This is a genomic window from Acidovorax soli, assembly GCF_900107605.1.
GTDB lineage: Bacteria > Pseudomonadota > Gammaproteobacteria > Burkholderiales > Burkholderiaceae_C > Acidovorax > Acidovorax soli.
In genome coordinates this window covers 71,584-83,632 of record NZ_FNQJ01000008.1, presented here as the reverse complement: position 1 = coordinate 83,632, position 12,049 = coordinate 71,584, and the positions used below count along the sequence as shown (strand labels likewise).

Annotated in this window: 13 protein-coding genes; 8 read left to right on the top strand and 5 right to left on the bottom strand. The window is 66.7% G+C overall.

The features are described from left to right. Positions 1-26: 26 nt before the first annotated feature. On the bottom strand, positions 27-1,181 hold the full coding sequence (gene dprA / locus BLW02_RS08150; RefSeq protein ID WP_092697853.1) for a DNA-processing protein DprA: 1,155 nt from the start codon (positions 1,179-1,181) through the stop codon (positions 27-29). 60 nt (positions 1,182-1,241) lie between these two features. Next, a complete protein-coding gene (locus tag BLW02_RS08145) occupies positions 1,242-2,444 on the bottom strand; it encodes a LysM peptidoglycan-binding domain-containing protein (RefSeq protein ID WP_092697852.1) in 1,203 nt (400 codons plus the stop codon). A gap of 200 nt (positions 2,445-2,644) precedes the next feature. Here BLW02_RS08145 and def point away from each other — a divergent pair, with 200 nt between their 5' ends. The 7 genes from def (at position 2,645) to pyrF (ending at position 8,080) form a co-directional block, all read left to right on the top strand. Further along, entirely contained in the window at positions 2,645-3,154 is a 510-nt protein-coding gene (gene def, locus BLW02_RS08140) for a peptide deformylase (protein ID WP_092697851.1), read from the top strand. Next, positions 3,151-3,657 carry a hypothetical protein gene (locus BLW02_RS08135; protein WP_244273648.1) on the top strand — a complete coding sequence of 169 codons (507 nt, stop codon included), beginning with the start codon at positions 3,151-3,153 and terminating at the stop codon, positions 3,655-3,657. Before def ends, BLW02_RS08135 begins: the two co-directional genes overlap by 4 nt. A 23-nt stretch (positions 3,658-3,680) precedes the next feature. Beyond that, positions 3,681-4,736 carry a methionyl-tRNA formyltransferase gene (locus tag BLW02_RS08130; protein WP_092697850.1) on the top strand — a complete coding sequence of 352 codons (1,056 nt, stop codon included), beginning with the start codon at positions 3,681-3,683 and terminating at the stop codon, positions 4,734-4,736. Further along, positions 4,733-5,554 (top strand): AzlC family ABC transporter permease, encoded by an 822-nt coding sequence (locus BLW02_RS08125; RefSeq protein ID WP_092697849.1) that lies wholly within the window; start codon positions 4,733-4,735, stop codon positions 5,552-5,554. Before BLW02_RS08130 ends, BLW02_RS08125 begins: the two co-directional genes overlap by 4 nt. After that, positions 5,551-5,886: an AzlD domain-containing protein gene (locus BLW02_RS08120; protein WP_092697848.1), complete on the top strand. Its 336-nt coding sequence runs from the start codon at positions 5,551-5,553 to the stop codon at positions 5,884-5,886. The genes BLW02_RS08125 and BLW02_RS08120 overlap by 4 nt, the downstream gene beginning before the upstream one ends. 88 nt (positions 5,887-5,974) lie before the next feature. Next, on the top strand, positions 5,975-7,174 hold the full coding sequence (locus BLW02_RS08115; RefSeq protein WP_092697847.1) for a phosphoglycerate kinase: 1,200 nt from the start codon (positions 5,975-5,977) through the stop codon (positions 7,172-7,174). 81 nt (positions 7,175-7,255) lie between these two features. Further along, a complete protein-coding gene (gene pyrF, locus BLW02_RS08110) occupies positions 7,256-8,080 on the top strand; it encodes an orotidine-5'-phosphate decarboxylase (protein ID WP_092697846.1) in 825 nt (274 codons plus the stop codon). A gap of 67 nt (positions 8,081-8,147) precedes the next feature. Here the strand turns inward: pyrF and BLW02_RS08105 are convergent, their stop codons facing one another. From BLW02_RS08105 to exaC, 3 genes are all read right to left on the bottom strand, one after another. Further along, positions 8,148-9,080 (bottom strand): EamA family transporter, encoded by a 933-nt coding sequence (locus tag BLW02_RS08105; RefSeq protein ID WP_092697845.1) that lies wholly within the window; start codon positions 9,078-9,080, stop codon positions 8,148-8,150. A gap of 420 nt (positions 9,081-9,500) precedes the next feature. Then, the gene (locus BLW02_RS08095; protein ID WP_092697844.1) at positions 9,501-9,908 is read right to left on the bottom strand and encodes a DUF779 domain-containing protein; all 408 of its coding nucleotides are present in this window, start codon (positions 9,906-9,908) and stop codon (positions 9,501-9,503) included. 180 nt (positions 9,909-10,088) lie between these two features. Continuing rightward, entirely contained in the window at positions 10,089-11,612 is a 1,524-nt protein-coding gene (gene exaC, locus BLW02_RS08090) for an acetaldehyde dehydrogenase ExaC (protein ID WP_092697843.1), read from the bottom strand. 229 nt (positions 11,613-11,841) lie between these two features. Here exaC and BLW02_RS08085 point away from each other — a divergent pair, with 229 nt between their 5' ends. Then, positions 11,842-12,033 (top strand): helix-turn-helix domain-containing protein, encoded by a 192-nt coding sequence (locus BLW02_RS08085; RefSeq protein ID WP_425285656.1) that lies wholly within the window; start codon positions 11,842-11,844, stop codon positions 12,031-12,033. Positions 12,034-12,049 lie beyond the last annotated feature (16 nt).

Genomic DNA, 12,049 nt, shown 5'->3' with positions numbered 1-12,049 from the left:
CACCCCGGCCGGCAGCGCAGGGCCGCTCAGGCGCTGCCCATGCGCTGAAACAAACCGCCCGGCAGCCGGGCCACGGCACCGGCCAGCTCCAGCTCCAGCAGCTCGACCTGCATGGCGGCGGTGTCCATGCCCGTGCGCGCCATCAGTGCATCGAGCCCCACCGGATCGAACCCCATCGCCTGCAGCAATGCGCTTTCGGGCGGATGGGCGGGCGCCGTCCCAGGAGAAGCCGGCAGTGGTGGCGCCGATGCAGCGGGAAAGTGGAGTTCTTCCAGCACATCCTGCACCGACTCCACCAACTTGGCGCCCTGCCGAATCAGGGAATGGCATCCGCGCGACTGGGGTGCATGGATGGAGCCCGGAATGGCGAACACTTCACGGCCCTGCTCCACCGCCAGCCGGGCCGTGATCAGCGAACCCGATGCCAGTGCCGCTTCCACGACCAGCGTTCCCTGCGAAAGCCCTGCAATGATGCGGTTGCGCTTGGGAAAATTGGGCGCCAGCGGCGGTGTGCCCAGGGGGTATTCGCTGATCAGCAGGCCGTGTGCGGCGATGCGCCGTGCCAGCCCCAGATTCTGGCGGGGGTACACCCTGTCAAGCCCGGTGCCGACCACCGCAATCGTGGCGGGGAATGTGGCATCTGCCATTGCGCTGTCCAGCGCCCCCTCATGGGCCGCAGCATCCACCCCCAGCGCCAGCCCAGACACGATGGTCAGCCCCGCCGCATGCAGCGCACGCGCAAACTGCCGTGCGTTGTCCGCCCCCTGGGCCGTGGGATTGCGGCTGCCCACGATGGCCAGACAATGCCCGGTGGAAAAAGGCCGGGCGGCCCACAACGCCGCAGGTCCGATGCCATACAGCACCAGCGGAGGGTCTTCTGTGTCGAGCAGGGCCTCTGGGTAACGCGCATCGCCCAGGGTCAGGAACACCCGCTCAGTCCCGTCTGGCGCCGGCCCCTGAAGCCAGGCCCAGGTGGTCTCCAGTTGCGGCGCCAGGCCCTCGGGAACCTGGCTCAGGGCCCGGGCCTGCACGGGCGTGACGCACTGCCCCAGCGCCCCCTCGGATTGCTGAAAAATGGCGGCAGGAAGACCAAAAGCCGCCAGGAGGCGGCGGGCCGTGCTGTTGCCGACGCCCGGTGTCAGCGTCAGGCGCAGCCAGCCGGAGAGTTCATCGATGTCCATGGTCAGGACAGAGGAAACACACGGGACACCGAGGCCGCAGCATGGCCACCGGCGCCCTCCTTATTCGGGATTGACCAGACGGTCACCCACCCGCACGCCGGTGCGGATTTCCAGAATCAACGCATAGGAAACCCGGTCAAAGGTGCGGAACACCATCACATGGCCATTGCGCTCGCTGGGCAGCTTGATCACCGTCTTCGCGGCATCGGTGCTGTCCTTGAGGCGATCACCCTTGGTCATGATGTGAAGCACCTGGCCGGCTTCCATGCCGTCCTTCGTGCCCCGGTTGATGGCAATGACCTGGTTCTGTGCGGCGTAGGTCACCGAGTTGCCGCCATAAATCGAGACCACCCGCGCATCGACCTCCACCTGGGGTGCGCGTGGCGTATAGCTGACGAAAGCGCGCGCAGGCGCTGGCAGCAGCCGGTCTCCCGCACGAACCTCTTCCTTGGTCGCAGACAGCGCCACGGTGGCGGGCACGTAGTCATACGCAATGCCGCCCTTGCCATTGGCCGATTCTTCCACCGACTCGCCACGCACCAGCTCTGCCTTGCCGACATATTGCGCTTCGTAACCCAGGATTTCACCCGTCAAGGGGTCCTTGAGGGCAATGGCATCCCGGAACACCCGGTAGTGGCGGGATGCACCGGCCTCCATCCGCAGCGGGCTGGATTCATCGCCCCGGGCATAGGCACGGTCGCCGTCGGCCATCAGCACGCGCTCGTCCACGGTGGCCACGATGCGCGGCGCACGCTGGAGCACCTCGGCGTCCACCACCAGCGGCTCCACCAGGAAAGGCTCGATGAGGTGCGGCTTGAGTGTGGGCAGGGCGGTATCGGCCAGGCTGTCGCTGCGCGTGCGGGGTGACACCCGCACCGTGTCAGGCGCGCCGCGGGCGCTGGTGCGCAGGCGCGCATAGCCGCCGTTCTTTTCAAGATGGAGCGTCTGGCCCGGAAAGATCAGATGGGGATTGGGCAGGGCCTGGAGGTTCATGCCCCACAGCTCGGGCCAGCGCCATGGGCGCTGGAGGTACATCCCCGAAATACCCCAGAGCGTGTCTCCGCGTTTCACCACATAGGTGTCAGGAGCCCCGGGTGCCAGCTCGGAAAGAGGAACGCCACGTTCGGCCACCTGTTGCGCCGTGGCACGCTGGCCGCTCGAAACAGGATAGTTCTGCGCGTGAACCGGCACGGCAAGCAAAGCGCCGGCAATTACTGTCAACGCACCCAGGGCGGTTCGCCGCACGCTGGTGAATGCCGTCATGTTGTTCCTTTTTTGATGCATTGTGAAACGCCCCCTCACTGGCGCCGCGATCGATTGCCCAATGCAAGCCGCCGGGCAGATACGTTACAAACCGTCTGAGATTTTCTGCTCAAGCCCTTGATTGGGCAACGAATAATGCACCAGGCGGCTGCAGCGCGGGGCAAAAGTGGCGAAAATAGCGACAGCTTTCACCTTCATTCATGGCAATTCTTCCCATTCTCTGTTATCCGGACCCCCGTCTTCACAAGGTCGCTCAGCCGGTCCAGGCAGTGGACGCCCGTGTCCAGGCGCTGGTTGCGGACATGCTCGCCACCATGTACGACGCCCACGGCATCGGCCTGGCAGCCACGCAGATCGACGTGCACGAGCGCATCGTGGTCATCGATGTCTCCGAGGAGCGCAACGAGCCGCTGGTGCTGATCAATCCGGAGATCGTCTGGGCCAGCCCGGAAAAGCATGTGGGCGACGAGGGCTGCCTTTCGGTGCCTGGCATCTACGACGGCGTGGAACGCGCGGCGGCCGTGCATGTGCGGGCGCTGGATGCGCAGGGGCAGTCGCGCACCCTCGAAGCCGAAGGCCTGCTGGCCGTCTGCATGCAGCATGAGATGGACCACCTCATGGGCAAGGTGTTCGTGGAATACCTCTCGCCGCTCAAGCGCAACCGCATCAAGACGAAGATGCTCAAACAGCAAAGAGAAGCACGCGAGTGAGTACCAACGCACTGCGCCGCCTTGGCATCGGCGCCGGTGCGCTGGTTCTGGTGGGACTGCTGTCGGCCTGTGCCTCGCCGGACCGGGAAAAACCCGGGGCCACCCGCGCCGAAGTGCTGTCGCGGCTGGGTCCGCCCTCCAGTGCGACCGCCCTGGAAGGCGGGGCAGAACGCCTGCTTTACTCCACTCTGCCAGCGGGCCGCCAGGTGTTCCACCTGGACTTCGATGCCGCCGGACGCCTTCAGCGCGTCGAGCAGACCCTCACCTTCGCCCGCTTCTCGGGCATTGCACTCAACGCATGGACCGCGGCCGACGTCGAGCGCAGCTTCGGCCCGCCGATGCTGATCGAGCGGGTGGCCCGCTTTGATGGCGATGTCTGGACCTACCGGTTCATGGACGACTACGAACCGCGCATGGCGCACATCCACATCGACCACGCGGGCACGGTACGCCAGCTGCTCTTCACCGACGACCAGCCCGTGGGCGATGACCGGAACCCCTGAGAGCGATCGCCCGACATTCCTTCATGAACATCATCTTTGCCGGAACCCCCGAATTCGCCCGCATTGCCTTGCAACGCCTGCTGGACGCCGGATTCACCGTCCCCCTTGTCCTCACCCAGCCCGACCGTCCCGCGGGCCGGGGCATGAAACTGCAGGCCTCGCCCGTCAAGCAATGCGCACTGGAGCATGGCATTGCGGTGGCCCAGCCCCGCAGCCTGCGCCTGGATGGCAAATTTCCAGAAGACGCCGCTGCTGCACGCGACGCCTTGCAGGCCGCCCAGGCCGATGTAATGGTGGTGGCCGCCTACGGCCTGATCCTGCCGCAGTGGGTGCTGGATGCCATGAGCGCCGCCTGGCCGCCCGAAGGCGCGAAGGCCCCCTCGGGGAGCGTGGGGGCCAGGGGCCTGGGTTGCCTGAACATCCACGCCAGCCTGCTGCCACGCTGGCGCGGCGCCGCCCCCATCCACCGCGCCATTCAAGCGGGCGATGCCGAGACGGGCGTCACCATCATGCAGATGGATGCGGGCCTGGACACGGGCGCCATGCTGCTGACCGAAAAGCTGGCCATCACCCCCCGCGACACCACGGCCTCGCTGCACGACCGGCTGGCCCACATGGGCGGCCGGCTGATCGTGGAGGCCCTGGAGCTGGCGGCCTGCGGCGGCCTGCAGCCGGTGGCGCAGCCGGCGCAGGGCGTGACCTATGCCCACAAGATCGAAAAATCCGAAAGCACGGTGGACTGGTCGCTGCCGGCCGAGGTGATCGGCCGGCAGATCCGGGCCTTCAACCCTTTTCCCGGGGCAAGCACCACACTGGGCACCGAGACCATCAAACTCTGGGACTATGAACTCCATAGCCATCAGAGCACACCGGACAAGCGCTACGGCCAGATCTTGTCCGTAGACAACACCGGCGTGCTGGTGGCCTGCGGCGAAGGCGCCCTGCGCCTGACCAGCCTGCAGCGGTCCGGCGGCAAGCGCTTGCCCGCCTCCGAGTTCCTGCGCGGCTTCCCGCTGCAACCCGGCATGGTGCTGGGGGCCGAGCCTCCCGCGCCAGCGATCGCGTCCACGGGCCCATGAGCATCGCGTCGGTCCGCCAGACCCTGCGCCACCCGGCGTTTCGCCTGGCCATCACCGACATGGCCGGCACCTCGCTGGGCCTGGCCGCCTGGGCCATGGTGACGGGCGTGGCCATGGTCAAAAGCGGCATGTCGGTGTCCATGGCGATTTTCATGTCACTGGTGGTCTATGCCGGCAGCGCCCAGCTGGCCGTGATTCCGCTGCTGGCCACCGGGGCGCCGCTGTGGGTGGTCTGGCTCACGGCGTCGTGCGTGAACCTGCGCTTCGTGATCTTCAGCAGCCTGTGGCGCAGCTACTTTGCGCACCTGCCGCGGCGCTGGCGCGTGACCATTGGCTACTTCAGCGGCGACGTGATCTTCGTGGCCTTCATGAAGCGCTTTCCGGCACCGCAGCCTGCGCCCGACCAGCTGCCCTATTTCTGGGGCGCCGCCGCCACCAACTGGCTGGCCTGGCAGGTGCCGTCGATTGCCGGCATCCTGCTGGCCAACGCCGTGCCGCTGTCCTGGGGCCTCGGATTTGCCGGTGTGCTGGCGCTGCTGGGCGTGTTGCTGTCGCTGCTGTTCGACCGTGCCACCTGGCTGGCCACGGGGGTGGCCGCCACCGCCGCCATTGCCGCGTTTGCGCTGCCGCTCAAGCTCAACATCCTGGTGGCCATTGCCGCAGCAGTCACCGTGGGGCTGCTGATCGAGGCCGTGGACCGGCGCCGCCACAAACCCGAGGTGCTGCTGGTGCCGGCCAACAGCCGGATCACCGCCGATGGGCTCGAACAGGTCGAAGCGGGCGACGCCGTGGCATTGCGCGAGGAGCAGCATCCATGAACTGGGATGGACTGGAAGCCTTTGTCGCGGTGATCGGCCTGGCCTTGCTCACGGTGCTGACGCGCTCGTTCTTCATGATCCCCGAGCGCGAGCTGCCCCTGCCCGACTGGCTCAAGCGCGGGCTCAAATATGCGCCGCTGGCGGCGCTCACGGCCGTCATTGCGCCCGAGATACTCATGTCGCACGGCGCGCTCATCGCCACACTGAAAGACGCGCGCCTGCCCGCCGTGCTGTGCGCCGTGGCCTACTATTTCTGGCGCCGCGGCATCCTGGGCACCATCGTGGTGGGGATGCTGGTGTACCTGCCGCTGCACATCGGCTGGGGCTGGTAGGCCGGCAGGCCCCGCAGCAGGGCAGGACGGGGCGGGGGCCTAAAATGACAGCCCCGTTACACGTGCCCCCTTCGCGAGCTACTTGCCCATGAACATCCTGCGTTTTTCCGACCTGTGCGCCCAGAACCGAGTCCGTGGTCAGCGCGTCTTCATCCGTGCGGACCTGAACGTGCCGCTGGACGCCGCCGGCCACATCACCGAAGACACCCGCATCCGCGCCTCGATCCCGTGCATCCGCATGGCGCTGGACGCAGGTGCCGCCGTGATGGTGACCAGCCACCTGGGCCGCCCCACCGAAGGCGCGTTCCAACCCGAAGACTCGCTGGCGCCCGTGGCCCGGCGCCTGTCCGAGCTGCTGGGCCGCGACGTGCCGCTGCTCGCCCACTGGGTGGACGGCATCACCGTGGCCCCGGGGCAGGTGGTGCTGCTGGAAAACTGCCGCGTCAATGTCGGTGAAAAGAAAAACAAGGAAGAGCTGGCCCGCAAGCTGGCCGCCCTGTGCGACATCTTCGTGAACGACGCCTTTGGCACGGCCCACCGCGCCGAGGGCACCACCTACGGCATCGCCCAGTACGCCCCGGTGGCGTGCGCCGGCCCGCTGCTGTCGGCCGAAATCGACGCCCTGACCAAGGCCCTGGCCCAGCCCCAGCGCCCCCTGGCGGCCATCGTGGCCGGCTCCAAGGTGTCCACCAAGCTCACCATCCTGCAGAGCCTGGCCGACAAGGTGGACCAGCTGATCGTGGGCGGCGGCATTGCCAACACCTTCATGCTGGCCGCCGGCCTGCCCATCGGCAAGAGCCTGGCCGAGCCCGACCTGCTGGACGCCGCCCGGTCGGTGATGGCCGCCATGAAGGCCCGCGGCGCCGAGGTGCCGATTCCTACCGATGTGGTCACCGCCAAGACCTTCGCCGCCGACGCCCCCGCCACCATCAAGGCCGCCACCGAGGTGGCCGACGACGACCTGATCCTGGACATCGGCCCCCAGACCGCCGCGCGGCTGGCCGCCCAGCTCAAATCGGCCGGCACCATCGTCTGGAACGGCCCCGTGGGCGTGTTCGAGTTCGCGGCCTTTGAAAACGGCACGCGCGAGATCGCCCAGGCCATTGCGCAATCGCCCGCGTTCAGCATTGCAGGCGGTGGCGACACCCTGGCGGCCATCGCCAAATATGGCATCGAGCAGCAGGTGGGCTACATCTCCACCGGTGGTGGCGCCTTCCTGGAGGTGCTCGAAGGCAAGACCTTGCCGGCGTTCGAGATCCTGGAAAAACGGGCCGCTGCGCAGTCCTGAGGTGCGCACTGAACCAAGGCCGTTGCGACGGCCTTTTTTCTGGGCGCTTACACCTTGCCTGGCCCGCCTAAAATTGCGCCCATGACCTTTCTCGACATGCTGCGCAATGCCGCCACCCAGAACAACTCGATGCTCTGCGTGGGACTGGACCCTGAACCCACCCGGTTTCCCACCGGCATGCGCGGCGACCCGCACAAGATCTACGATTTTTGTGCCGCGATTGTGGACAGCACGGCGGATGTGGCCTGCGCCTTCAAGCCCCAGATTGCCTACTTTGCGGCCCACGGCGCCGAAGACCAGCTCGAGCGCCTCATGCAGCACATGCGCTGCAACGCGCCCCAGGTGCCGGTGATCCTGGATGCCAAGCGGGGCGACATCGGCTCGACTGCCGAGCAATACGCCAAGGAGGCGTTCGAGCGCTATGGCGCCGACGCCGTCACGCTCTCGCCCTTCATGGGATTCGACTCCATCGAGCCCTACCTGGCCTACCACGGCAAGGGCGCGTTCCTGCTGTGCCGCACCTCCAACCCCGGCGGTGACGACCTGCAAAACCAGCGCCTGGCCAGCATCGAGGGCCAGCCCCTGCTGTACGAACATGTGGCCCGCCTCGCCCAAGGCCCCTGGAACCGCAATGGCCAGCTCGGCCTGGTGGTGGGCGCCACCTACCCCCAGGAAATCGAACGCGTGCGCAGCATTGCGCCCACGCTGCCCCTGCTGATCCCCGGCGTGGGGGCCCAGGGCGGCGATGCCGTGGCCACGGTGCGCGCCGGCCGACGCACCAACGGCCCCATCATCGTGAACTCGTCACGGGCCATTCTGTATGCCTCGGGCGGCGACGATTTCGCCGCCGCCGCGCGCCACGAAGCGCTGCGCACCCGCGCCGTGCTGCAGGCGGCGTGCGGCTAAGAGGCGCTGCGCAACATACCGGATTGCTATTGATTAAATAGCTACAAACGCCTGATGAATAAGCGCTTCAGGCCTTTTTTATGCCCAACCGCGGTCCCAGCACCACACACGCCAGGGCCAGCACCACGCAGGCCACGCCCGCCCATTGCCAGGCCGTGATGGCCTCGCCCAGCACCCCCATGCCTGCGGCAATGCCGACCAGCGGAACACCCAGGCTGAAGGGTGCCACGCGGTTGGCCGGGTAGCGCTTGAGCAAGGTGGTCCACATCCCGTAGCCCAGCACCGTGGCGGCCCAGCCCAGGTACGCCAGCGACAGCCAGGCCACCAGCGGCACGGCGGCCCAGGTGGCCGGATCGAGCCAGCGGCTCGCATCGGGGTCCAGCCAGAGCGACAGCAGGGTGAAGGGCAGCACCGGCACCAGGCTGCTCCAGACCACGAACGAGAAAGGGTCGTAGCCCGGCGAGGCTTGCTGCGCCAGGCGCGAGACGATGTTCGACGCGGCCCACCAGGCCGCAGCGCACAGCGTCAGCAGCAAGCCGGCCAGCGTGGTGCCCGCCGCGGCATCACCCGGCTGCACATAGTTCATCGCAAAGCACAGCAACCCCAGCCCCGCCAGCACGAGGCCCAGCACCAGCGGCCGGCCGGGGCGCTCGTGCAGCACCGCAAAACCGAACAGCGCCGTGAAGAACACCTGCGTCTGCAGCAGCACGCTGGCCAGCGCCGCCGTCATGCCCATCTGCAGTGCCACAAACAAGAAGCCGAACTGCCCCACGCCCTGGAAGCTGCCAAACAGCAACACCCAGCGCCAGTGCATGCGCGGCGCCCGCACCAGCAGCACCAGGGGCACCGCCGCCCACAGGTAGCGCAAGGCGCCCAGCTGGAAGGGCGTGAAGCTGCGCAGGCCCCACTTCATGGCCACGAAGTTCACGCCCCAGAGCACCACCACCGCCAGCGCGGCCAGAAGATCGCGGCCCCGCATCGGGCCAGGTGCAGCAGGCATTTGCCGCCTTACTGCGCAGCGCGCGCCGCTTCGTCGGCCCAGCGCAAGGCGATTCCCCCCAGGATGCGGCCGGATGGCGATGGTGCGCCACAGCTGGCCAGAAAGCGCAAGGTGATGGAATGCATGCTGGGGGATCTCCGCAAAAGGGACGCCAGACATTATTCACCAGCGTCTGCAGCCTGCCGATAGCCCCCAAGCCATCGAGCAGCTGCCGCCATCGCCTGATGGGAGCCAATACCACTTTGCGCGAGCATCCATGCACTGCGCTACGAATGGTGCAGCCCCGCATGGTTTTGCCGTCTGCCCTGGCCGCCGGCACCGTAGCCGAGCAGGGCCGTGAGGTGGTGGGCGCCATCCGCCGCGTGACCGACATCGTGGGCGAAATCCGCGCCAGATGCGCATTTGAGGCGGTTTTGGGCATTATTTCTCGCTGTTCAACAGCGGTGGCGATGCAACACCCCGTTCGCCTTCCCTTGCCAGCTCTGCCAATTCCACTGCGGTGAACACGCGGGAACGGGTGTGGAAGGCCTTGCCCTCCGGCCCCTCCAGCGAGAGGGTGCCACCCGTTCCCTCGATCACATCGATGATGAGCTGCGTGTGTTTCCAGGTCTCGTACTGCGCGCGCCCGATGTAGAACGGGCAGCCGCCGATGTCGCCCAGGTACACGTCGCCCGCGCCCATCGTGATCTCGCCGGGCAGATAGCAGTTGGCCGCACTGTTGTCGCAGCAGCCGCCCGACTGGTGGAACATCAAGTCGGGGCCGTGCTTGGTTTGCAGAAAGGCCACCAGCTCCAGCGCGGCGGGGGTGGCGATGACTTTTTCGACCATGGTTGTCTCCAGCGTGCGATGCAAAAGAAGCAAAAAGCGGCGCGTTGGAACAACGCGCCGCCAGCAGCGTGTCCTGCGGTTCACAGGCCGTTTCTGGCTAGGCGTCTCCGTCGCAGACAGTAGCAACGCTACGGCAAGACGGAGCAACGACGCCAGGGACGGTCTGTGGGCCGCCGCCCCTCAGAAGAAGCCTAGCTTGTTTTCGCTGTAGCTGACGAGCAGGTTCTTCGTTTGCTGGTAGTGGTCCAGCATCATCTTGTGCGTCTCGCGCCCGATGCCCGATTCCTTGTAGCCGCCAAACGCCGCGTGCGCGGGGTAGGCGTGGTAGCAGTTGGTCCACACGCGCCCGGCCTTGATCGCGCGGCCCATGCGGTAGGCGACATTGCCATTGCGGCTCCACACGCCGGCGCCCAGGCCATACAGCGTGTCGTTGGCAATCGCCAGCGCCTCGGCCTCGTCCTTGAAGGTGGTGACGGCCAGCACGGGGCCGAAGATTTCTTCCTGGAAGATGCGCATCTTGTTGTGGCCCTTGAACAGCGTGGGCTGCACGTAGTAGCCGCCCTCCAGGTCGCCGCCCAGGTGGGCCTGGCCGCCGCCGGCCAGCACCTCGGCGCCTTCCTGCTTGCCCAGGTCGAGGTAGCTCAGGATCTTGGTGAGCTGCTCCTTGCTGGCCTGGGCGCCCATCATGCTGTCGGTGTCGAGCGGGTTCTGGTGCTGGATGGCGGCCACGCGTTTCAAGACGCGTTCCATGAATTGGTCATAGATCGATTCCTGGATCAGCGCGCGCGATGGGCAGGTGCAGACCTCGCCCTGGTTGAACGCGAACAGCACCAGGCCTTCGATGGCCTTGTCCAGAAACGCATCGTCCTTGTCCATCACATCGGCAAAGAAGATGTTGGGGCTCTTGCCGCCCAGCTCCAGCGTGGCGGGGATGAGGTTGTTGGCGGCGGCCTGGGCAATCACGCGGCCGGTGCTGGTGGAGCCGGTGAAGGCGATCTTGGCGATGCGCTTGCTCGTGGCCAGCGGCATGCCGGCCTCGCGGCCAAAGCCGTTGACGATGTTGAGCACGCCGGGCGGCAGCAGGTCGGCAATCAGCTCGGCCAGGATGAGGATGGAGATGGGCGTGGACTCTGCCGGCTTGAGCACCACGCAGTTGCCCGCACCAATCGCAGGGGCCAGCTTCCAGGCCGCCATCAGGATGGGGAAGTTCCACGGAATGATCTGGCCCACCACGCCGAGCGGCTCCTGGATGTGGTACGCCACGGTGTTCTCGTCGATGTTGGAGAGGGCACCTTCTTGTGCCCGCACGCAGCCCGCAAAGTAGCGGAAATGGTCCACGGTGAGCGGGATGTCGGCGTTCAGCGTCTCGCGGATGGCCTTGCCGTTGTCCACGGTTTCGGCATAGGCCAGCAGCTCCAGGTTCTGTTCGATGCGGTCAGCAATCTTCAGCAGGATGTTGCCGCGCGTGGCGGCGTCGGTCTTGCCCCAGGCGTCGCTTGCGGCGTGCGCGGCGTCCAGCGCCAGCTCGATGTCTTCGGCGGTGGAGCGGGCGGCCTGGGTGTAGACCTTGCCGTTGACCGGCGAGATCACATCAAAGTATTGGCCCTTGACCGGGGGCACGAACTGGCCGCCGATGAAGTTGTTGTACCGGGGCTGGTAGGCGATCTTGGCGCCAGCGGCGCCGGGGGCTGCGTAAACGGTCATGGTGCATGTCTCCTGCGAGGGTTGTGTGCATCGGGCCGACCCTGCGGGTCCGTCCGATACCCACCCTCTACTCAAGACGCATGCCAGCACGCGCCGGCGCGTGGGGCCTTGATTTCATTGGAGTTTTTCTGCCGGCCAGGGTGTAGACCTGTCGCGACGGACAACACCGCACTGTGCCGGGCCGCGACACCTGTCACGAACTGGAACAGTTGGCGCCCACCTTGCGCCCATGCCTTTACCCCCCGGCGCATTGAGCTTGCAGCAACTGTCCAGCACGGCCATCGACCAGGCCCTGCAAGCCGCACGCGGCAACCTGTCACAGGCAACGCGCCAGCTGGGCATCAGCCGCCAGACGCTGTACCGCAAGCTGGCTTCACGCACGCATGGATCAGCCCTCAATGCAATAGCTCTCGACGCCTGATGGATATGCGCGAGAA

Bases quoted from the DNA above. Each gene is read 5' to 3' on its own strand.
- pyrF (WP_092697846.1), top strand. From the start codon at position 7,256: ATGACCTTTCTCGACATGCTGCGCAATGCCGCCACCCAGAACAACTCG.
- BLW02_RS08105 (WP_092697845.1), bottom strand. From the start codon at position 9,080: ATGCCTGCTGCACCTGGCCCGATGCGGGGCCGCGATCTTCTGGCCGCG.
- dprA (WP_092697853.1), bottom strand. From the start codon at position 1,181: ATGGACATCGATGAACTCTCCGGCTGGCTGCGCCTGACGCTGACACCG.
- BLW02_RS08120 (WP_092697848.1), top strand. From the start codon at position 5,551: ATGAACTGGGATGGACTGGAAGCCTTTGTCGCGGTGATCGGCCTGGCC.
- exaC (WP_092697843.1), bottom strand. From the start codon at position 11,612: ATGACCGTTTACGCAGCCCCCGGCGCCGCTGGCGCCAAGATCGCCTAC.
- BLW02_RS08115 (WP_092697847.1), top strand. From the start codon at position 5,975: ATGAACATCCTGCGTTTTTCCGACCTGTGCGCCCAGAACCGAGTCCGT.
- BLW02_RS08085 (WP_425285656.1), top strand. From the start codon at position 11,842: ATGCCTTTACCCCCCGGCGCATTGAGCTTGCAGCAACTGTCCAGCACG.
- BLW02_RS08095 (WP_092697844.1), bottom strand. From the start codon at position 9,908: ATGGTCGAAAAAGTCATCGCCACCCCCGCCGCGCTGGAGCTGGTGGCC.
- BLW02_RS08130 (WP_092697850.1), top strand. From the start codon at position 3,681: ATGAACATCATCTTTGCCGGAACCCCCGAATTCGCCCGCATTGCCTTG.
- BLW02_RS08125 (WP_092697849.1), top strand. From the start codon at position 4,733: ATGAGCATCGCGTCGGTCCGCCAGACCCTGCGCCACCCGGCGTTTCGC.
- BLW02_RS08145 (WP_092697852.1), bottom strand. From the start codon at position 2,444: ATGACGGCATTCACCAGCGTGCGGCGAACCGCCCTGGGTGCGTTGACA.
- def (WP_092697851.1), top strand. From the start codon at position 2,645: ATGGCAATTCTTCCCATTCTCTGTTATCCGGACCCCCGTCTTCACAAG.